This is a genomic window from Pseudomonas nabeulensis, from assembly GCF_004682045.1.
Lineage (GTDB): Bacteria > Pseudomonadota > Gammaproteobacteria > Pseudomonadales > Pseudomonadaceae > Aquipseudomonas > Aquipseudomonas nabeulensis.
Genome location: NZ_QUZT01000061.1, coordinates 1 through 24344 on the forward strand (window position 1 = coordinate 1; position 24344 = coordinate 24344).

A 24344-nucleotide genomic window follows, 5' to 3' on the forward strand; every position below is an offset into this window, starting at 1 on the left:
GGTTCTGTGCCAGGCCGGGAGACCTGGTGCTCCTCCATCCACTGTTCCCCTTGTCCCCGCTTCCCATGTCACCCCCCACCCGCCAAATCCCTTAATTTTCCAACCCTGCCGGAAGCCACTCCAGGCTTCCTGCTGCGCCTTTGCCTGAACGCGAGGCGCCCAGCACCCGACCCAACGGCAGCTGAAAACGGACTTTCTCCTCCACCGTGACTTACCAGGCAGGTTCCCCCATGCAGTTCAGCGAATTATTGGCAGCGATTTCCACCCACGCGATCCGGCTGCAACGGGAAGAAGATGACCTGATCATCCTCGGCGACGACGAGGCGCTGGACGACGCCGTGTGGGATCAACTGATCGCCCACAAGGCGCGGTTGCTGCAACTGGTGGCCGAGCATGGTGGTGACTGGCTCAGCCCGGCGTACCGCATCACCCCGGACATGCTGCCCCTGGTCAGCCTCGACCAGGCCGCCATCGACCGTATCGTCGCCACCATCCCCGGCGGCGCGGCGAATGTGCAGGATATCTACCCGCTGGCGCCGCTGCAGGAAGGCATGCTTTATCACCATCTGTCGGCGGAGCAGGGCGATCCCTACGTGCTGCACGCGCAGTTTGCCTTCGACAGTCGCGCACGCTTGCAGACCTTTGCCGAGGCGTTGCAATGGGTGATCGACCGCCACGATATCCTGCGCACCTCCATGGTCTGGGAACGCCTCGACGCGCCGCTGCAAGTGGTATGGCGCAAGGCGGTGCTGGTGTGTGAAGAGACGGGCTTCGACACCCGCACCGACCGCATGGACCTCGGCCAGGCACCGCTGCTTCGACTGGTCTTCAAGCAGGAAGCGGCCACCGGCCAAGTGCTGGCGACGCTGCTGTTCCACCACACCATCCTCGACCACACCGCCCTGGATGTGGTGCGCCATGAAATCCAGCTGTACCTGGCCGGTGAACAAACCAACGCCGCCGAGCCAGTGCCGTTTCGCAGCTATATCGCCCAGGTCCTGCACGGCGTCAGCGAACAGGATCACGAGGCGTTTTTCCGCGAGATGCTGGCGGATATCGATGCGCCGACGCTGCCTTTCGGCTTGCAGGATGTGCAGGGCGACGGCCAGGGCATCGACGAGGCACGTATCTCCGTCGACAGCGCCTTGAGCCGCCGCCTGCGCACCTTGGCGCGACCGCTGGGCGTCAGCGTGGCGAGCATGATGCACCTGGCGTTGGCCCGTGTAGTGGGCGTGGTGTCCGGGCGTGATGCGGTGGTCTTCGGCACCGTGATGCTCGGTCGTATGGGCGCAGGCGAGGGCGGTGAACGGGCGCTGGGCATGTTCATCAACACTTTGCCGTTGCGGGTGGATGTGGGCGAGCAGGGCGTGCGCGCCGGGGTCAAGGCGACCCACCAACGCCTGACCACTTTGCTCAATCACGAGCACGCCTCCCTGGCGCTGGCCCAGCGTTGCAGCGGCGTGGCCGCGCCGGCGCCGCTGTTCAGCGCCATGCTCAACTACCGGCACAGCGCTGCGGGTGATATGGACGCAGTGATCGACATCGCCGAAGGCATTCAGGTCCTGGGTGCCGAGGAACGCACCAACTACCCGTTGACGGTCAACGTCGATGACCTGGGCGAAGACTTCGCGCTGACGGTGATGGTAGACGCGAGCATCGGTGCCGCACGCGTTGCCGACTACCTGCATACGGTCCTGCACAGCCTGGCCGAGGCCCTGGAGCAGCGACCGGATACGCCACTCGATAGCCTGAACATCCTGCCCGCCACCGAACGCCATCACCTGCTGCACGCCCTCAACCATACCCCGTATAGCTACGCCGACAGCGCCCTGATCCACCAGCAAGTCGAAACCCACGCCGCCGCCCAACCCGAAGCCATCGCCCTGCGCTTCGACAACCAACGTCTCAGCTATCGCCAACTCAACGAACGTGCCAACCAGGTCGCCCATCGCCTGTTGGCTCTGGGCGTGCGCCCTGACGACCGCGTGGCGATCTGCGTGGAACGCGGCCCGGAGATGATCATTGGCCTGCTGGGCATCCTCAAGGCGGGCGCCGGTTACGTACCCATCGACCCGGCCTACCCGCAGGAACGCATTGCCTACACCCTGCAAGACAGCGAACCGCTGGCCGTCTTGGTGCAAGCCAACACGCGGCATCGGGTCGGCGACGTACCACAGGTCGACCTCAACAGCCTGCGCGGTGAATCCATCGTCAACCCGCGGGTGAATCTCAACCCGGCGCACCTGGCCTATGTGATCTACACCTCCGGCTCCACCGGCCAGCCCAAGGGCGTGATGATCGAACACCGCCAGGTTGCGCGGCTGTTTACCGCCACCCAGCACTGGTTCGGCTTCAACCACAACGACGTGTGGGCGCTGTTCCATTCGTTTGCCTTCGATTTCTCGGTATGGGAAATCTGGGGCGCGCTGATGCACGGCGGCCAGTTGCTGATCGTGCCGCAACTGGTCAGCCGCTCGCCGGATGAGTGCTACACGCTGCTGTGCGAAGCGGGCGTGAGCATCCTCAACCAGACCCCCAGCGCGTTTCGCCAGTTGATCGCGGCGCAGCACCAAAACCCGCAGTCCCATTCCCTGCGCCAAGTGATTTTCGGCGGTGAGGCGCTGGAGCCGGGCATGCTCAAACCGTGGTACGCCCGGGCGATCAACGCCGGCACCCAATTGGTCAACATGTATGGCATCACCGAAACCACCGTGCACGTGACCTACCGTGCGTTGCAGGCGGCGGATGCGCAGTTGGTCGGCGTCAGTCCGATTGGCGTGCGCATTCCGGACCTGCAGTTGTATGTGTTGGATGCGCGCCGCGAGCCGCTGCCGGTGGGTGTGGTCGGCGAGTTGTACGTGGGCGGTGCGGGCGTCGCACGGGGTTATCTCAATCGCGACGCGTTGAACGCCGAACGTTTCCTGGCCGACCCGGCCACCGGCCTGCGCATGTACAAGACCGGCGACCTCGGCCGCCTGCTGAGCGATGGCAGCGTCGAATACCTGGGGCGCAACGACGACCAGGTGAAGATCCGTGGCTTCCGTATCGAACTGGGCGAAATCGAAGCGCGCCTGGCCACTGCCAGCGGTGTGCGTGACGCCGTGGTGATCGCCCGTGAAGACCTGCCCGGCGACAAGCGCCTGGTGGCCTACGTGATTGCCGATGGCGCATTCAGCGCAGCCGCTTTGCGTGACCATTTGCGGCTAAGCCTGGCCGACTACATGGTGCCCAGCGCCTTCGTGACGCTGGAGCGTTTTCCCCTCACCACCAATGGCAAGCTTGACCGCAAGGCCTTGCCGGCGCCCGACGCCGAAGCGCTGGCACGACGCGAATACCAGGCCCCCCAAGGCACCGTGGAAAGTACCCTCGCCGAACTCTGGCAGGACCTGCTCAAGCTCGACCGCGTGGGCCGCGACGACAACTTCTTTGAACTGGGCGGCCATTCACTGCTGGCGGTAAAACTGATCGAACGCATGCGCCAGGTCGACCTCAGCGCCGACGTGCGCGTGCTGTTTGGCCAGCCCACTCTGGCAGCGCTGGCTGCGGCAGTGGGCGGGCAGCAGGAAGTGAAGGTCCCGGCCAACCTGATTCACGCCACCAGCCAGCACATCACCCCGGACATGGTGCCGCTGGTGGAACTGGACCAGGCCGCCCTCGACCACATCATCCAGACCGTGCCCGGCGGCCTCAGCAATGTGCAGGACATCTACGGCCTGGCGCCGTTGCAGGCGGGCATTCTGTATCACCACCTGGCAACCACCGAGGGTGATCCCTACGTGTTGCAGGTGCAATTCGGCTTTGACGATCAAGCAGCGGTGGACGCATTTGTCCACGCGCTGGACAGCGTGATCGAACGCAACGATATCCTGCGTACCGCCATTCTCTGGGAAGGCCTGGATGAGCCGGTGCAAGTGGTGTTGCGCCACGCGCCGCTGGTGGTCGAGCGCATCGACGAGCCCCTGGCCCAGTTGCAACAACGCTTCGATCCGCGTCACTTTCGCCTGGACTTGAGCCGTGCCTCCCTGATGCGCTTTGTCTATGGCCAGGCGCAAGGCCGTTTCACCGGCATCTTGCTGCTGCACCATATCCTGCTGGACCACACCGCCCTGCAAGTGCTGGTGGAAGAAATGAGCGCCAGCCTCTGCGGTCACGGCGCCCAACTACCTGACGCGGTGCAGTACCGCAACTACGTGGCCCAGGCACGCCTTGGGGTCAGCCAGGCGCAGCACGAGGCCTTCTTCAGCCAGATGCTCGGCGATATCGACGAACCGACCCTGGCCTTCGGCTTGCAGGACGTGAACGGCGACGGCAGCGGCATCATCGAAGCCCATTTGCCGCTGGAACCGGCCCTGAGCCTTGGCCTGCGGGAACAGGCGCGCCAACTGGGCGTCAGCACCGCCAGCCTGGTGCACCTGGCGTGGGCGCAGGTACTCGGGCAGGTGTCCGGCCAGCAGGACGTGGTGTTCGGCACCGTGTTGCTGGGCCGTATGCAGGGCGGCGAGGGCGCTGACCGGGCGTTGGGGATGTTCATCAACACCTTGCCGCTGCGGGTCAGCCTCGGTGCGGTCGGCGTGCAAGCCGGGGTGCGCGCGACCCATGCGCGACTGGCGCAACTGCTGGGGCATGAACATGCGTCGCTGTCCCTGGCCCAGCGTTGCAGCGGTGTGCCGGGTTCGTTGCCGCTGTTCAGTACGCTGCTCAACTACCGCCACAGTGCACCCGGCGAGGCGCCCGGAGACGCGCCGTTTGCCGCGTCCGGCATCCAGATTCTCAGCTCCGAAGAGCGCAGCAACTACCCATTGGTACTCAACGTCGATGACCTCGGCACGGGCTTTGCGCTGACCGTGCAAGGCGTGGCCAGCCTGGATGTGCAGCGCGTGGGTGACTACATGCTCACCGCACTGCGCCATCTGGTGACCGCGCTGCAACAGGCGCCGACCACCGCGTTGCACGCCGTGTCGATTGTGCCGGCTGCGGAGCGTCACCAACTGCTGGTGGACTTCAATGCCACCGCCCGCCAATACCCGTCCCAACTCACCGTCAATCAACTGTTCGAAGCCCAGGCGCTGGCGCGTCCGGAAGCGGTGGCGGCGGTGCATGGCGTGTTGTCCCTGAGTTACCGCGACCTCAACCGTCGCGCCAACCGCCTGGCCCATCACCTGATCAACCAGGGCGTGCAACCGGGGGAAAGCGTGGCGATTGCCTTGCCGCGCTCCCTGGACCTGCTGGTGTGCCAGTTGGCGATCCTCAAATGCGCGGCGGTCTATGTGCCGCTGGACGTCAATGCGCCGCCCGAACGCCAGGCCTTTATCGTGCAGGACAGCGGCGCGCGCTGCGTACTCGATAGCCTCGAGGCGCTGGACCTGGACAGCTTGTCACCGCGTAATCCCGAGCTGCCGCAGTCGTCGGAGAGTGTTGCTTACATCCTCTACACCTCCGGCTCCACGGGTATGCCGAAAGGCGTGCAAGTGCCGCACCGCGCCATCTCACGGCTGGTGCTCAACAACGGCTATGCCGAGTTCAATGCGCGCGACCGCGTCGCCTTCGCCTCCAACCCGGCGTTCGACGCCAGCACCCTCGACGTGTGGGCGCCGTTGCTCAATGGCGGCTGCGTGGTGGTGGTCGAGCATGCGGTGTTGTTGTCCCAGGCGGCCTTCGCTGCGTTGTTGCAGGAGCAGTCGGTCAGCGTGCTGTGGATGACCGCCGGGCTGTTCCATCAGTACGCCGATGCGCTGATGCCGGTGTTCCGCCAACTGCGCTACCTGATCGTCGGCGGCGATGTGCTCGACCCGCTGGTGATCGGCCGTGTGCTTAAACACAGCAAACCCCAGCACTTGCTCAACGGTTACGGGCCGACCGAAGCCACGACGTTCTCCACCACCTTTGAGATCACGGCGGTGGGCGAGGGGGCTGTTCCGATTGGCCGACCGATCGCCAACGCACAGGCCTATGTGTTGGACGCGCGTCAGCAACCGCTGCCATTGGGCGTGATCGGCGAGCTGTATATCGGTGGCACGGGTGTGGCCAAGGGTTACCTGAACCAGCCGCAACTGAGCGCCGAAAAGTTTATCCAGAACCCCTTTGGCGAAGGGCTGCTGTACCGCACCGGCGACCTGGCGTGCTGGCAGCCGGATGGCAACTTGCAGTACCACGGGCGCAACGACCTGCAAGTGAAGATCCGTGGTTTCCGGATTGAACCGGGTGAAATCGAAACCCGCCTGGCGACGTTCCCCGACGTGAACGACGCCGTGGTGCAAGTCCGTGAAGACGAACCGGGCGACAAGCGCCTGGTGGCCTATTACACCGCAGACGCAGCGCTGGACATTGAAACCTTGCGTGCCCATCTGCAAGGCCAATTGCCGGACTATATGGTGCCGTCGGCCTACGTGTGGTTGGCGCTGCTGCCCCTGACCGCCAACGGCAAGCTCGACCGCAAGGGCCTGCCGGTGCCCGATCAAAGCGCCTTGCTCAGCCGAGGCTATGAAGCACCGGAGGGCGAGGTGGAAATCCTGCTGGCGCAGATCTGGCAGGACCTGCTCAAGCTGGAACGCGTCGGCCGTCATGATCACTTCTTTGAACTGGGCGGGCATTCGTTGCTGGCGGTGAGCCTGATCGAGCGCATGCGCCAGGTCGGCCTGAGCGCGGATGTGCGCGTGTTATTCAGCCAGCCAAGCCTGGCCGCGCTGGCAGCGGCGGTGGGCAGCGGGCGAGAGGTCGAGGTGCCGGCCAATGGCATTCCTGCGCACTGCACGCGCATTACGCCGTCGATGCTGACCCTGGTGCAATTCGATCAAGCGGCCATCGAGCGAATCGTGGCGAGCGTGCCCGGTGGCGCGGCGAATGTGCAGGATATCTACCCGCTGGCGCCGTTGCAGGAAGGCATTCTCTACCACCATATCAGCGCCGAGCAGGGCGACCCGTACCTGCTGCAATCGCGCATGGCGTTTGACAGCCTGGAGCGCTTGCATGGGTTTATGGGCGCGCTGCAACAGGTGGTGGCGCGCCACGACATCCTGCGTACCGGGGTAGTCTGGGAGGGCCTGGACAGCCCGGTGCAAGTGGTCTTGCGTGAGGCGCAACTGGTCGTTCAAGAGATCCCGCTGGACCCTGCGGACGGCGGCATCATCGAACAACTCCACGGCCGTTTCGATGCGCGCCACTACCGCCTGGACATCACCCAGGCGCCGTTGCTGCGCATGGTCTACGCCCACGACCCGCTCAATCGGCGGGTGGCGGCGATCCTGCTGTTTCACCACCTGGCGCTGGACCACACCGCCATGGCCGTGGTGGGCCAGGAGATGGAGGCGTTCCTGTTCAATCAGGGCCAGGACTTGCCCGAGCCCGCGCCATTTCGCAACTACGTGGCCCAGGCGCGCTTGGGTGTCAGCGTGGCGGAACATGAGCAGTTCTTCCGCGACATGCTCGCCGATGTCGATGAGCCGACCTTGCCCTTTGGCGTACAGGATGTGCAGGGCGACGGGCGTGATATCGAAGAAGCCGAACAGCCCCTCGACCCAGCACTCGCCCTGCGTGTGCGCGAACAGGCGCGGCAATTGGGCGTCAGCGCGGCGAGCCTGATGCACCTGGCCTGGGCCCATGTGCTGGGGGTGGTGTCCGGGCGTGACGAGGTGGTGTTCGGCACCGTGTTGATGGGCCGCATGCAGGCCGGTGACGGCGCGGACCGTGCACTGGGCATGTTTATCAACACCTTGCCGCTGCGGGTCGATATCGCGGCCAGCGCGGCGGTGGCGGTCAAGGCCACCCATGCACGCTTGAGCGCCTTGCTCGGGCATGAACACGCGTCCCTGGCCTTGGCCCAGCGGTGCAGCGGCGTGGCCACGGGCTCGCCGTTGTTCAGTGCCTTGCTCAACTACCGGCACAGCAGTCCCGACGAAATGGCCCGCGATGGTCATGGCATCTGGGAAGGGGTGCAGTTGCTGGGCGGTGAAGAACGCAGCAACTACCCGCTGACGTTGAGTGTGGATGACCTGGGTGTCGGCTTTGGCCTCACGGTGCTGGCGTTGCCGCAGATTGGCGCGCAACGCCTGTGCGGCTATATGCATAACGCGGTGGCGCAGTTGGTGTCGGCGCTGGAAAGCCGATCCAACCATCTGGACATCCTGCCGGCGACTGAACGCGAAACCCTGCTGCGCGAATTCAACGCCACCCACTGCGATTTCCCCACGGGCCACACCGTGCATGGCGCCTTCGAAGTCCAGGCGCAGCGCCAACCCCACGGGATTGCCGTGGTGCAGGACGGCGAGTCCCTGACTTACCAGCAGCTCAACCAGCGCGCCAATCAGTTGGCCCACCAGCTGTTGAGCCTGGGTGTGCAGCCGGATGACTGCGTCGCCCTGTGCTGCCGTCGCGGCCCGCAGATGCTGGTGGGGTTGCTGGGCATTCTCAAGGCCGGTGCGGGTTACGTGCCCATCGACCCGGCTTACCCCGCCGAGCGCATCGCCTATTTGCTGCAAGACAGTGCGCCGGTGGCGGTGTTGGCCGAGGCCAGTACCCGCGACCTGCTGGGCGCAGTGACCTGTATCGACCTGAATGAGCCACGTCAGCACCACCCCATCAGCAACCCGCACATCACGACGCTGACTCCGGCGCACCTGGCCTACGTGATCTACACCTCCGGCTCCACCGGCCAGCCCAAAGGCGTAATGGTGGAACACCGGACCGTGGAAAACCTGGTGCACTGGCATTGCGAGGCCTTTGGCCTGGATGCCACGGGCCACACCAGCTGCGTCGCCGGGTTCGGCTTTGACGCGATGGCCTGGGAGGTCTGGCCGGCACTGTGCGTGGGCGCCACCTTGCACCTGCCGCCGGCCAACGTGGGCAATGAAAACATCGACGAACTGCTGGCCTGGTGGCTGGCGCAGCCGCTGGATGTAAGTTTCCTGCCGACCCCGGTGGCCGAGTACGCGTTCAGCCAGGACCTGGTGCACCCCACGTTGCGCATCCTGCTGATTGGCGGCGACCGCCTGCGCCAGTTCAGCCACGAACGACGCTTTGCGGTGATCAACAATTACGGTCCCACCGAGGCCACCGTGGTCGCCACCTCCGGCCGTGTGCGCGCTGGGCAGGCCTTGCATATCGGCCGGCCCATCGCCAATGCCCGCGTCTACCTGTTGGACGCACAGCAGCGCCCGGTGCCGATCGGTGTGGCGGGTGAACTCTACGTGGGCGGCAGCGGCGTGGCGCGGGGTTACCTGAACCGACCCGAGCTGACCGCCGAACGCTTCCTGCACGACCCGTTCAACCCGGGGACGATGTACCGCACCGGTGACCTGGCGCGCTGGCTGCCCGATGGCAATATCGAGTACCTGGGCCGCAACGATGACCAGGTTAAGGTGCGCGGCGTACGGGTCGAGCTGGGCGAGATTGAAAGTCGCCTGGCCGCATTGGACGGTGTCGGTGAGGCGGTTGTATTAGTGCGCGAAGGCCGCCTGATCGCCTGGTTCACTGAACAGCAACCGCTGGATATTGAGCTGCTGCGCGCCCAACTGCTTGCCCAACTGCCCGAGGCGCTGGTGCCGGTGGCCTACGTGAAACTGCACGCGCTGCCCCTGACCGCCAACGGCAAGCTGGACCGCAAGGCGCTGCCGGAGCCGGATCACACCGCGCTGCTGAGTCGTGACTATGAGGCGCCCAAGGGCGCGGTGGAAATAGCGTTGGCGCAACTCTGGGCCGAGGTGCTGAACGTCGAGCAGGTGGGGCGGCACGACCATTTCTTCGAACTGGGCGGCCATTCGCTGTTGGCCGTCAGCCTAATCGAACGCATGCGCCAGGTCGGCCTCACTGCCGATGTGCGCGTGCTGTTCAGCCAGCCGACCCTGGCCGCGCTGGCCGCCGCCGTGGGCAGTGGTCGCGAAGTGCAGGTGCCGGCCAATCGTATTCCTGCCGATTGCCAGCGCATCACCCCGGACCTGCTGTCCCTGGTGGCGCTTGATCAGTCGACGATTGATCACGTGGTCGCCCAGGTCCCCGGCGGCGCGGCGAATGTGCAGGACATCTACCCGTTGGCGCCGTTGCAGGAGGGCATCCTCTACCACCACATCAGTGCCGGGCAGGGCGACCCGTACCTGCTGCAATCGCACCTGGCGTTCGACAGCCTGGAGCGTTTGAGCGCGTTCGCTCGTGCGCTGCAACAGGTCATCGACCGTCACGACATCCTGCGCACCGCTGTGGTGTGGGAAGGCTTGGCGCAGCCGCTGCAAGTGGTGTGGCGCCAGGCACAATTGGAGGTGCAGGCCGATACCCTCGATCACCTGCACCAACGCTTCGACCCACGTCACTACCGCGTGGCACTGGACCAGGCGCCGCTGATCCGCCTGGTATACGCCCAGGACCCGGCCAACCAGCGGCTGGTGGCGATCCTGTTGTTCCACCATATCGCCCTTGACCACACCGCCCTCGACGGCGTGCGCCACGAGATGCAAGCCAGCCTGCTCGGGCAGCCACAGCCTGCCGGCGAGGCCACGCCGTACCGCAACTACGTGGCCCAGGCACGCCTGGGTGTCAGTGAGCAGGAACATGAACAGTTCTTCCGCGAGATGCTCGGCACGATCAGCGAGCCAACACTGCCGTTTGGCTTGCAGGATGTGCGCGGTGACGGCAACGCCATCGAAGAGGTCCAGCTCAGCCTGGCGCCCGCGCTCAACCAGCGCCTTCGCACCCAGGCGCGTTTGCTGGGTGTCAGCGCGGCCAGCCTGTTTCACCTGGCCTGGGCGCGAGTGCTGACCAGCACCAGCGGCCAGCAGAATGTGGTGTTCGGCACCGTATTGCTGGGTCGCATGCAAGGCGGCAAGGGCAGCGATCGTGCCTTGGGCATGTTCATCAACACCTTGCCGCTGCGGGTGGATATCGACGCCACCGGTGTACGCCTGGCGGTCAAGCACACCCATGAACGGCTCACCGCCTTGCTGGGTCATGAGCATGCGTCCCTGGCCTTGGCCCAACGTTGCAGCGGCGTTGCCGCGCCGCAGCCGTTGTTCAGCGCCATGCTCAACTATCGCCACAGCGACAGCCAGCAGGCGCCGCAGTCCCAGGCCTGGGAAGGTATCCACACCCTGGCCAGCGAGGAACGCACCAACTACCCGCTGACCTTGAACGTGGATGACCAGGGCGACGGCTTCCGCCTTACCGCCATGACCCCGGCGCAGATTGGCGCGCAACGCCTCTGCGGTTACCTGCAAGTGACCTTGCTGGGGCTGGTGGACGCGCTGGAGCAGGCGCCGCAGTTGCCGGTCAACCGCCTGCCGGTGCTGGAAGACCACGAGCGTCAGCAACTGTTGTCGGGCTTTAACGCGACCGAAAAGGATTACAACCTCGACCAGACCTTGCACGGGATGTTCGAAGCCCAAGTCGTGCGTACGCCGGATGCGGTGGCGGTCAAGGCTGGCGCGCAGCAACTGACGTATGCGCAATTGAACCAACGGGCCAACCAGTTGGCGCACCACTTGCTGGCGCTGGGCGTCCAGCCGGATTCGCGGGTGGCGATCTGTGTGGAGCGCAGTCTGGAGATGGTCATTGGCCTGTACGCGATCCTCAAGGCCGGCGCCGCCTATGTACCGCTGGACCCGAGCTATCCGCCGGAGCGCCTGGCCTACATGCTCGAAGACAGCGCGCCGCTGGTCGTGTTGGCGCAACCTGCCACCCGTGCACTGCTGGGTACGCTGCCGGTGATCGATCTGGAGCAGCCGACCTGGCAACACCAACCTCTCGACAATCCCCAGGTCGCAGCGCGGGGCGCCTATGTGATCTACACCTCCGGCTCCACCGGCCAGCCCAAGGGCGTGATCAACGACCACCCCGGTGTGGTCAACCGCCTGTTGTGGATGCAGGACGCCTACGGCCTCAAGGCCCACGACACGGTGTTGCAGAAAACCCCGTTCAGCTTCGACGTGTCGGTATGGGAGTTCTTCTGGCCGCTGTTCACCGGCGCACGCCTGGTCATGGCGCGCCCTGGCGGCCACAAGGACCCGGCGTACCTGTGCGAGGTGATCGAGGCGGAACAGATCACCACGCTGCACTTCGTGCCGTCGATGCTCGATGTGTTCCTGGCCCATGGCGATGTGCGCCAGGCCCGTGGCCTGGTGCGGGTGATGTGCAGCGGCGAAGCGTTGCCGGGCAATGTGGTGCGGCGCTTCAAGCAGCAACTGCCGGGGATCGGCCTGTACAACCTGTATGGCCCGACCGAAGCCGCCGTGGACGTCACCGCCTGGAACTGTGCACGCCCAGAGGCGCCGGACAACACGCCGATTGGCAAACCCATCGCCAACACTCGAATGTACGTACTGGACCCGCAGTTGCAGCCGGTGCCGTTGGGCGTGGCCGGCGAGCTGTTTATCGGCGGCGTGCAAGTGGCGCGGGGTTACCTGAACCGTCCGGAGCTGACCGCCGAGCGCTTCATCGACAACCCGTTCGGCGAGGGGCGCCTGTACCGCACCGGCGACCTGGGCCGCTACTTGGCGGACGGCACCCTCGAATACCTGGGCCGCAACGATGACCAGGTGAAAATCCGTGGCCTGCGTATCGAACTGGGGGAAATCCAGGCGCGTTTGCTGGAGCATGTCCATGTCAAGGAAGCCGCCGTGGTCGCCCGCGAAGAGCGCCTTGTCGCTTATTACACCGGCGTGCAGTCGACCGACCTGCGCGAGCACCTGTTGCAGCACTTGCCGGACTTTATGGTGCCCGCGCTGTTTGTGCATCTGGACGCGCTGCCCCTGAGCCCCAACGGCAAACTCGACCGCAAGGCACTGCCGGAACCTGGCAGTCAGGCGCTGACGGTGCGCGAATACGAAGCCCCAGTGGGCGACACCGAAATCCTCTTGGCGCAACTCTGGTCTGAACTGCTCAACGTCGAGCGGGTAGGGCGCCAGGACAATTTCTTTGAACTGGGCGGGCATTCGTTGCTCGCCGTGAGCTTGATCGGGCGCTTGCGCCAGGAAGGCATGGAAGCCGATGTGCGTGCGTTGTTCGAACAGCCGACCCTGGCTGGCTACGCCGCAATGACCGAACGAATGGAGATCGTCCTGTGAGCATTCACGAACTGCTGGCCACGCTGAAAACCAAGGGTGTGCACTTGGCACTCAAAGGTGAGCAGCTCTCGGTGCAAGGCAACAAGCAAGCCCTGAGCGACCCGTCGATCCTGGCGGCGTTGCGTGAACATAAGCCGGCGTTGATCGAACTGATCAAGGCGGGTGACTACGCAGCGGCCAACGAAGTGCCCGCCAATGGCATCCCGGCGGATGCCGAGTGCATCACGCCGGCCATGTTGACCCTGTCGGCACTGAGCCAGGACGAGATCGACCGCATCGTCGCCACGGTAGAAGGTGGGGTGGCGAACATCCAGGACATCTACCCACTGGCGCCGTTGCAGGAAGGCATCCTGTTTCACCACGTCAGCACCGATCAGGGCGACCCCTATGTGATGCAGTCGCAGTTCGCCTTTGACAGCCCTGCGCGCTTCGAGGGGTTTGCCCAGGCTCTGCAAGGCGTGATCGACCGTCACGATATCCTGCGTACGGGCGTGGTCTGGGATGGCTTGCAGCAACCGTCGCAAGTGGTGTGGCGTACGGCCCGGCTGCCGGTGCAGGCGGTCGAGTTGGACCCGGCCGACGGCGATATCGCCGCGCAACTCCACGCGCGTTTCGATGCTCGCCACTACCGGCTCGACGTGACCCAGGCGCCGCTGCTGCGCCTGGCCTGGGCGGCAGACCCGGCGCAGGGCCGCATCGTCGCGATGCTGCTGTTTCATCATATGGCCCTGGACCACAGCGCCCTGGAAGTGGTGCGCCATGAAATGCAGGCGTTCCTGCAAGGTCAGGCTGGCCAACTGGGCGCGGCGGTGCCGTTTCGCAACTATGTGGCGCAAGCGCGGTTGGGTGTCAGCGAACAGCAGCACGAGGGGTTTTTCCGGCAGATGCTCAGTGATGTGGTCGAGCCCACCCTGCCTTTCGGTTTGCAGGACGTGCAGGGCGATGGCCGAGGGATCACTGAACTCGATTGGCCACTGTCGGACACCCTGAATCAACGCCTGCGCGCCCAGGCGCGTTTGCTCGGCGTGAGTGTCGCCAGCCTGTTCCATTTGGGCTGGGCCCAGGTATTGAGCGTGCTGGCGGGCAAGTCCCAAGTGGTGTTCGGCACGGTACTGATGGGGCGCATGCAAGGCGGGCACGCCACGGAGCGCGCCTTGGGGATTTTCATCAACACCTTGCCGTTCCGTGTGGACGTGGGCAGCGATGACCTGCGCAGCGCCATCAAGACGACCCACGCACGCCTTACCGCGCTGTTGCGGCATGAACATGCGCCACTGGCCCTGGCCCAACGTTGCAGCGGCGTGGTGGCGCCGACGCCACTGTTCAGCGCGTTGCTCAATTATCGCCACAGCGGCAGCGGTAGCAGCCGTGAAGCGGTGGCGGCCTGGCAGGGCATTCAAACCCTGCGCTCGGATGAGCGCACCAACTACCCGCTGACCTTGAGTGTGGATGACCTGGGCGACGGTTTTATCCTGCGCCTGCTGGCGACCACTCAGGTCGACCCGCAGCGCGTGTGTGCCTACCTGCAAACCGCACTCGACAACCTGGTGACGGCGCTGGAGCAGGCACCGGACACCGCGCTAAACCAGGTATCGGTGTTGCCGGTTGCCGAGCGCCAGGTGTTGCTGGAGCAGTTCAACGCAACCCACGCCGATTTCCCCCAAGACATGACATTGCACGGGCGCATCGAAGCGCAAGTGGCTGCCACACCCGCCGCCATCGCTGCCGTGTGCCAGGGTCGCCAACTGACCTACGCCGAACTGAATCAACAGGCCAACCAACTGGCCCACCATCTATTAAGCCTTGGCGTTACGCCCGACGACCGCGTGGCCATCGTCGCCCGTCGTGGCCTGGACACCCTGGTCGGCCTGCTGGCGATCCTCAAGGCCGGCGCCTGCTATGTGCCCGTGGACCCGTCCCACCCGGCCGAGCGCCTGCATTACCTGCTGCGCGACAGTGCGCCGGTGGCGGTGCTGAGCCAACACGCCCTGCTTGAGCGCCTGCCGGCTCTGGATGTGCCGCTGATCACGCTGGATCACTGCACCTGGCAGCACGCTTCGCCCCGCAATCCCGACGTGGCGGTTGCCCCCTCGCACCTCGCCTATGTGATTTACACCTCCGGCTCCACCGGCCTGCCCAAGGGCGTGATGGTGGAACACCACACCGTGGCCAACCTGGTGGACTGGCACTGCACCGCCTTCGACCTGCGCGCCGGGCGCCATACCGCCAGCGTCGCCGGGTTCGGCTTCGATGCGATGGCCTGGGAGGTCTGGCCGGCGCTGTGCGTGGGCGCGACCCTGCACCTGCCGCCGGCCCACGATGGCGCCGAAGATATCGACGCACTACTCGCCTGGTGGTGCGCGCAACCACTGGACGTGTGCTTCCTGCCCACGCCGGTGGCCGAATACGCCTTCAGCCAGCAGATCGAACACCCCACGTTGCGCACGTTGTTGATTGGCGGTGATCGCTTGCGCCAGTTCAACCGTGCGCAGCGTTTTGACCTGATCAATAACTATGGGCCGACCGAGGCCACGGTGGTCGCCACCTCGGGCAAGCTCGACGTGGGCCAACCGCTGCACATCGGCAAGCCCATCGCCAATGCCACGGTGTACCTGCTGGACGAACAACAGCGCCCGGTGCCATTGGGGGTGGCGGGGGAGTTGTACGTCGGCGGCAAGGGCGTGGCCCGGGGCTACCTGAACCGCCCGGAACTGACCGCCGAGCGCTTCCTGCGCGACCCGTTCAACCCTGGGCGCATGTACCGCACAGGCGACCTGGCGCGCTGGTTGCCCGACGGCACTATCGAGTACCTGGGGCGCAATGACGACCAGGTGAAGATCCGTGGCATGCGCATCGAATTGGGCGAGATCGAAACCCACCTCAACCAATTGCCGGGTATCCAGGAAGCGGTGGTGCTGGTGCGTGAAGAGCGGTTGCTGGCGTATTTCACCGAGCATCCGCAACTGGACCCGTTGAGTGTCGGCGCGATTCGCGCCCATCTGGTGGCGCACCTGCCGGACTATATGGTGCCGGTGGCCTATATGAAGCTCGACGCGCTGCCGCTGACCGCCAACGGCAAGCTCGACCGCAAGGCCTTGCCCATGCCGGACATGGCGGCGCTGTTCACCCGCGACTACGTCGCTGCCGAAGGCGAAATCGAAAGTGTGCTCGCGCAGATCTGGGCCGATGTGCTGCAAGTTGAACGGGTAGGGCGTCACGATCACTTTTTCGAACTGGGCGGGCATTCGTTGCTGGCCATGCGCATGGTCTCGCAAGTCCGCCAGCGCCTGGGGGTCGAGCTGCAACTGGGCGAGCTGTTTGCCAATGCCGAACTCACGGCGGTCGCCGATGTGTTGGCCAAGGCTGGGCGCAGCGAGTTGCCGGACATCCTCCCAGCCAATCGCGCCGAGGATGTGCCGCTGTCATTCGCCCAACAGCGCCTGTGGTTCCTGGCGCTGATGGAAGGCGCCAACACCGCCTATAACATTCCCATCGGCCTGCGTTTGCGCGGCCAACTGCATGTGCAGGCGCTGCAACGGGCGCTGGCGCGAATCGTGGCGCGTCATGACACGTTGCGCAGCCGATTCGCCCAGCACGGCGATGATGCCAAGGTGCTGATCGTACCGGCCGAAGCCATGCTCCCTCTGCAAGTGCAGGACCTGCGCCGTCACCCCCAACCGCAACAGGCGCTGGATGCGTTGATCCACGGCGAAGCCTCGGCACCTTTCGACCTGGAGCGCGGCCCGTTGCTGCGCGGGCGTCTGGTGGTGATGGCCGACGATCACCATGTGCTGTTGCTGACCCTGCACCATATCGTCTCCGATGGTTGGTCCATGGGTGTGTTGACCCGTGAGTTGATGGCGCTGTACCAGGCGTTCAGCCATGGCCTGCCCGACCCGCTGGCGCCGCTGGCGATCCAGTACGGTGACTTCGCGGTGTGGCAACGCCTGTGGCTCAGCGGTGAGGTGCTGCACCGCCAAAGCGCCTATTGGCAGCAGGCCCTGGCCGGTGCGCCGGCCTTGCTTACGTTACCCACCGACCGCCCACGCCCGGTCCAACAGGACTACGCCGGCAGCAGCGTCGAGGTGCGCCTGGACGAGCGGCTTACTGCGGCGCTCAAGGCCTTGAGCCAACGCCACGGCACCACGTTGTACATGACTTTGCTGAGCGCCTGGGCGTCGTTGCTGGCGCGCTTGTCCGGGCAATCGGAGGTGGTGATCGGCTCGCCCGTGGCCAACCGCAACCGCGCCGAAGTGGAAGGGCTGATCGGCCTGTTCGTCAACACCCTGGCGATACGCATCGATACCTCTGGCGAGCTGAGCAGCGAAGCGCTGTTGGCGCGGGTCAAATCCCAGACCTTGGCGGCCCAGGCCCATCAGGACCTGCCGTTCGAGCAAGTGGTGGAGATCACCCGACCACCGCGCAGCCTGGCCCATAGCCCGCTGTTCCAGACCCTGTTCACCTGGCAGGACAGCAGCGCGCCGACCCTGGCCCTGGGCGACCTGGCCCTGGAAGGCATCGTGGAAAACCGCCACTTTGCCAAGTTCGACCTGTCCCTGGATTTGTCGCAAGTGCAGGGCAGCCTGATCGGCACGCTGGAATATGCGGTGGCGCTGTTTGATGAAGCGACGGTGCAGCGTTACGCCGGTTACTTCACCCGCGTATTGCAGGCCATGGTCGATAACGACCAGGCGGTACTGGAACAGGCGCCATTGCTGGATGCGCGTGAGCGTCAACACCTGCTGGTGGATTTCAATGCGACCGAGGTGGCGTATGACCTTGAGCAGACCGTGCACGGGCTGTTCGAAGCGCAAGTGCTGCGCACACCCCAGGCGGTGGCGGTCAAGGCCGGTGAACAGCAACTGACCTATGCCCAATTGAACGAGCGGGCCAACCAGTTGGCCCATCACCTGTTGGCGCTGGGGGTAGACGCAGATTCGCGGGTGGCGATCTGCGTCGAGCGCGGCCTGGACATGGTGATTGGCCTGTACGCGATCCTCAAGGCCGGCGCCGCCTATGTACCGCTGGACCCGGCGTATCCGCTGGAACGCATCGGCTACATGCTCGAAGACAGCGCGCCGGTGGTCGTACTGGTGCAGGCTTCGACGCGAGCGCTGGTGGGTGCAGTGTCGGTGATCGACCTGGAACAGCCGAGCTGGCAGCACCAACCCGTCGACAATCCGCAGATCGCCAGCCGCAGCGCCTATGTGATCTATACCTCGGGCTCCACGGGCCAACCCAAAGGCGTGATCAACGACCACCCCGGCGTGGTCAACCGTCTGCTGTGGATGCAAGACGCCTATGGCCTCGACGCCGACGACCGTGTCTTGCAGAAAACCCCGTTCAGCTTCGACGTGTCGGTGTGGGAGTTCTTCTGGCCGTTGTTGACCGGCGCGCGCCTGGTGATGGCGCTTCCCGGCGGGCACAAAGACCCGGCGTACCTGTGTGAAGTGATCGAGGCGGAGCAGATCACCACCCTGCATTTCGTGCCGTCGATGCTCGACGTATTCCTCGCCCACGGCGATGTGAGCCAGGCCGCCGGCCTGGTGCGGGTGATGTGCAGCGGTGAGGCGTTGCCTGGCAGCCTGGTACGGCGCTTCAAGCAGCAACTGCCCGGCAGTCAATTGCATAACCTGTATGGCCCGACCGAAGCGGCGGTCGACGTCACCGCCTGGGACTGCGCAGGGCCCGTAACGCCGGACAACACGCCGATTGGCAAGCCGATTGCCAACACGCGCATGTACCTGCTGGACGCGCAGTTGCAACCGGTGCCGTTGGGCGTGGTGGGTGAATTGTTTATCGGCGGCGTGCAAGTGGCGCGGGGCTATTTGAACCGCCCTGAGTTGACCGCTGAGCGTTTCCTCAAAGACCCGTTCACCGAAGGCCGTCTGTACCGTACCGGTGACGTCGGCCGCTATTTGCCGGACGGGAATATCGAATACCTGGGTCGCAACGATGACCAGGTGAAACTGCGTGGCCTGCGCATCGAACTCGGCGAAATCCAGGCGCGTCTCACTGAGCTTGCACAGGTGCAGGAAGCCGCCGTGATCGCCCGCGACCAGCGTCTTGTTGCCTATTACACCGGCGTACCGAGTGCGACCGACACACTGCGCGCCCATCTGCTCCAGCACCTGCCGGAGTTCATGGTGCCGGCCACGTTCGTGCACCTCGACGCACTGCCCCTGAGCCCCAACGGCAAGCTCGACCGCAAGGCCCTGCCCACGCCGGATGCGGTGGGGGGGCGTGACTATGTCGCGCCCCAGGGCGACACGGAAATTGCCCTGGCCAGCCTATGGGCCGAGTTGCTCAACGTGGAACGTGTGGGCCGGCATGACAACTTCTTCGAACTGGGCGGGCACTCGCTGCTGGCCGTGAGTTTGATGGGGCGTATGCGCGACATGGGCCTGTCGGCGGATGTGAAGGTGCTGTTTGCGCAACCGACCTTGGCGGCCCTGGCGTCGGCACTGGGTGGCGGCCGTGAAGTGGCGGTGCCGGCCAATCGCATTGTTGCCGGTTGCACCCCTATCACCCCGGACATGCTGCCGCTGGTCCAACTGGATCAGCCCGCCATCGAGCGTATCGTCGCCTGCATCCCCGGCGGCGCGGCGAATGTGCAGGACATCTACCCGCTGGCGCCGTTGCAGGTGGGCATGCTGTATCACCATCGGGCGTCGCCGTCCGGGGATGATTATGTGCTGCGCGCCGAGTTCGCCTTCGAGAGTCGCCAGCGCCTGGAAGCCTTTGCCCTGGCGTTGCAGGCGGTGATCCAGCGCCATGACAGCCTGCGTTCATCCTTCCATTGGGATGGCCTGGAAGAACCGGTGCAGGTGGTGTGGCGCGAGGCGTCGCTGCGGGTGGAAAACGGCCCGCTGCCGCCACGTCTGGACCTGTCCCAGGCGCCGTTGATGCGCCTGGTTTGTGACGGGGACAGCGCGACGCTGCTGTTCCACCACCTGGTGATGGACCACATTGCCTTGGAGATTCTGCAACACGAAATGCAAGCCTTCCTGCTGGGCACCCAGCACACCCTTGGCGCTGCGGTGCCGTACCGCAACTACGTGGCCCAGACCCGCTTGGCGGCCCAGGATCACGAGGGGTTTTTCCGCGACCTGCTCGGGGCTATCGATGAGCCGACCCGTGTGGAAAACCTCGGCGCCAATGAGTCCATTCAACGTCCACTCGATGTGCCATTGAGCCAGCGCCTGCGCACCCAGGCCCGCCAGGCCGGCGTGAGCGCCGCGAGCCTGATGCACCTGGCCTGGGCTCTGGTGCTGGGCAAGGTCGCGGGCCGCCAGCCCGTGGTGTTCGGCACCGTGATGCTCGGTCGCTTGCAGGGCGGTGAAGGCGCCGAACGGGCCATGGGCGTGTTTATCAATACCTTGCCGCTGCGGGTGGACCTGGGCGAGCGCCCGGTGCGCGACGCACTGCGCGCGACCCATGCGCACCTCACGAAACTGCTCAGCCATGAACATGCACCGCTGGCATTGGCCCAGCGTTGCAGTGGCGTACCGGCAGCTACGCCGTTGTTCGACACGCTGTTCAATTACCGTCACAGCGCGCCTCAGTCTGCGACCGAGGCCTGGCAGGGCATTCAACTGCTCAAGGCCGAAGAACACAGCAACTATGGCCTGTCGGTCAGCGTGGATGACCTGGGTGACGGTTTCGGCTTGAAGGTCGTGGGGCAGGGCGCCCGTCGCGTATGCGACTACTTGCAGGTCGCCGTCGAGCAGTTGGTGCAAGCGTTGGAACAGGGCAGTGATACCTCCATCGGGCGTTTGGCGATCTTGCCGGTTGACGAACGCCAGCAACTGCAACGCTTCAATGCGACGGCGCGGGCATTTCCCCGCGAACGCACGGTGCAGCACCTGTTTGAAGCCCAGGCCCAGGCCAATCCGGATGCCGTGGCCGTGGCGCAGGGCGCACAGGTGTTGAGCTATGGCGAGCTGAACCGCCGCGCCAACCGCCTGGCCCATCATCTGCTGGGGCTTGGGCTGCGGCCTGCCGACCACGTAGCGATCCTGCTGCCACGCTCGGTGGACCTGCTGGTCAGCCAACTGGCGGTGCTCAAATGTGCGGCCGCCTATGTGCCGCTGGACGTCAACGCACCCGCCGAGCGCCAGGGCTTTATGGTGCAGGACAGCAACGCGGTGTGGCTGTTGACCCACGGCGACCTGTCCATCGACTACCCGGCGCAGCGCCTGGACCTCGACACCTTGAGCCTTGAGTCGCAATCGAACCAGAATCCGGACCTGCTCCAATCCAGCGACAGCGTGGCGTACATCATGTACACCTCCGGCTCCACCGGCACACCGAAAGGCGTATTGGTGCCCCATCGCGGCATCACACGGCTGGTGCTCAATAACGGCTATGCGGATTTCACTGCCCGCGACCGCGTGGCTTTCGCCTCCAACCCGGCATTCGACGCCAGCACCATGGACGTGTGGGGGCCGTTGCTCAATGGCGGGCAAGTGCGGGTGATCGACCACGCCACCTTGCTCAACCCCGCTGCACTTGCGCAGGCGCTGGAGGAGGTGACGGTGTTGTTCGTCACCACGGCGCTGTTCAACCAGTATGTGCACCTGATTCCTCAGGCGCTGGCGGGCCTGCGTATCCTGCTGTGTGGCGGTGAACGCGCCGACCCGGCGGCGTTCCGCAGCCTGTTGGCGCGGGCACCGGGGCTGCGCCTGGTGCATTGCTACGGGCCGACGGAAACCACCACCTATGCCACCACTTATGAGGTGCAGGCCGTGGCCGATGACGCCGAGAGCGTGCCGGTGGGACGGCCGATTTCCAACACGCAGGTCCATGTGCTGGATGCGCAGTTGCAAGCGTTGCCAGTGGGGGGTGTCGGTGAAATCTGCATCGGCGGGGACGGCGTGGCGCTGGGTTATCTGAACCGGCCCGAACTCACCGCTGAAAAATTTGTGGCTGACCCGTTCGATCAGGGCGGCCTGATGTACCGCACCGGCGATCTGGGCCGCTGGACATCCGATGGCCTGCTGGAGTGCATTGGGCGCAACGACCACCAGGTGAAGATCCGCGGTTTCCGCATCGAACTGGGCGAGATCGAAGCGCGCCTGGCAAGCGTGGCAGGCATCCAGGACGTGGTGGTAGTGGCCCGTGACGACCGCCTGGTGGCCTATTTCACCTGGACCGCCGAACCGCTGGACATCGACAACGTGCGCGCCTGCCTGCAAGGTCAACTGCCCGAGTACATGGTGCCGTCGGCCTATGTGCCGTTGGCGCAATTGCCGTTGACCGGTAACGGCAAGATCGACCGCAAGGCTTTGCCCGCACCTGATCTGGAGGCCTTGATCAGTCGCACGTTCGAGGCCCCGGAGGATGCACTGGAAGAGACCCTGGCGCAACGCTGGGCCGAGGTGTTGAAGCTGGAACAGGTGGGGCGTCACGATAGTTTCTTCGAGTTGGGCGGGCATTCATTGTTGGCGATCCGCTTGGTGACGTTGTTGGAAGAGGCGGGGTTGGCGGTGTCGCTGGCCGAGCTGTTCCAGCACGCCAGCGTCGCCTCGGTGGCGGCGTTGTTGCGCCAGCGTACGGATGAGCCGGTGGCTGATGCTTCGGTGGTCACGGTGCGCAGCGGCGGCACGCAGACGCCGTTGTTCCTGGTCCACGAGTTCAGTGGCATGGACGTGTATTTCCCGGCGCTGGGTCAGCATCTGCCGGGTGACTACCCGATCTACGGCCTGCCGGGCGGGCCGCACCTCAACACCATGGAAGGCCTGGCGGCGCGCCTGGTCGGCCTGATTCGCGGCATTCAGCCCCACGGGCCTTATCGACTCGCCGGTTGGTCGTTTGGGGGCGTGCTGGCCTATGAAGTGGCGATGCAACTGCTGGGGCTGGATGAAGCGGTGGAATTCCTCGGCCTGATCGACAGCTACGTGCCGCGCCTGACCGACCAGGGCAAGGCGCGCTGGAGCGGGCCGGATGCGCTCAAACGGCACTTGCTGTTGCAGTGCAGTGCGTATTGGAAAACACAGGGAGGTGTGGATGAACTGGCGAGCCTTGAACGGCTGGAGGCTGGCCTTGGACAGCTGGACTTTGCAGATGTGCTGCAACGTTGTCGCGATGGCGGTTTGCTGCACGCGCAAATGGCGGCGGCCTCGCAGACGGACCTTGTGAACTACCTCGAACGGGAAGTGGGGCACGGGCATGCCTTGGCGCATTACAGCCTGTTCCCCTTGCCTATCGCGGTGCATTTGTTCAGTGCGAAGGAGCGGCCAACCGAGTTGTCGCGGCGCAGCGTTTCGCTGGGTTGGGAGGATGCGCTGGCGCCCGGGCAACTGCATCAGCGAGAAGTGCCGGGGGATCACCAGAGCATGATGCAGGCGCCGCATATCCAGGCGCTGGGTCGTGCAATCAGTGAGGCGTTGGCCACCTGTTCGCCAATCGCCGAGACGCCCCATCAACCGCTGTTGCGTATCCAGAGTGGGCGAGCGGGGCAGGCGCCGGTGTTCTGCGTGCCGGGCGCCGGGGACAGCGTGACCGGGTTTGTGGGGTTGGGCGAGGCGCTGGGGCGTGACTGGCCGTTGTTTGGCTTGCAGCCACGGGGGCTGGATGGCGAGGCGGTGCCCCACAGCCAGGTCGAAGCGGCGGCGCGGTGCTACCTGGCGGCATTGGAGCAGGAATGCCCGCAGGGGCCGGTGCATCTCATCGGCCATTCGTTTGGTGGCTGGGTGGCGCTGGAAATGGCGTTGCAGTTGCAAGCGATGGGCCGCGAAGTGGCCTCGCTGACGGTGATCGACAGTGAAGCACCGGGTGGCGCGGGTAAACCCTATACCACCACGGCGGCGTTGCTGCGCCTGGTCGAGGCGATGCAGTTGGCGGCCGGCAAGTCGTTGGGCATCGACCGGCTGGCGTTTGCCGCGAGCAATGAAAATGCCCAGCGCCAGGCCTTGCATAGCGGCATGGTCGGGGTGGGCCTGTTGCCGGCGCGTGCCAGCGTGGATGCGATGGCGGGCCCGGCGCGCACGTATGCGGCGGCATTGCGCACGGAGTATCGACCGGCGCGGCGTTTCGACGGGGTGATTCGCTTGGTCTTGGCACAGGACCCGGCGCTGGATGCGGCGGGCAATCAACGTGAGCAGGGGGTGATGATCGAAGGCTGGCGGCGACAGGGCAGTGGGTTGGAGGTTTGGTATGGCCCGGGCAATCACTTCACGTTGCTCAAGGCGCCGAATGTGCAGGGGCTGGCAGGGTGGTGGCTGGAAGCCTCGATGGTGCGGGAGATGATTTCGTGACGGCTGTACACAAATCCAAATGTGGGAGGGGGCTTGCCCCCGA

General features: G+C 65.1%; 2 protein-coding genes. Both read left to right on the plus strand.

What is annotated here, in order from left to right; all coding sequences use genetic code 11:
- The first annotated feature begins 230 nt into the window (after positions 1 to 230).
- The gene (locus DYL61_RS24695; protein ID WP_135310501.1) at positions 231 to 13043 is read left to right on the plus strand and encodes a non-ribosomal peptide synthetase; all 12813 of its coding nucleotides are present in this window, start codon (positions 231 to 233) and stop codon (positions 13041 to 13043) included.
- Positions 13040 to 24301, plus strand: a complete 11262-nt coding sequence (locus tag DYL61_RS24700; RefSeq protein ID WP_135310502.1) for a non-ribosomal peptide synthetase — start codon at positions 13040 to 13042, stop codon at positions 24299 to 24301. The genes DYL61_RS24695 and DYL61_RS24700 overlap by 4 nt, the downstream gene beginning before the upstream one ends.
- Positions 24302 to 24344: the final 43 nt, after the last annotated feature.

Coding starts and splice junctions, on each gene's coding strand:
- DYL61_RS24695 (WP_135310501.1), top strand. CDS start 231: ATGCAGTTCAGCGAATTATTGGCAGCGATTTCCACCCACGCGATCCGG.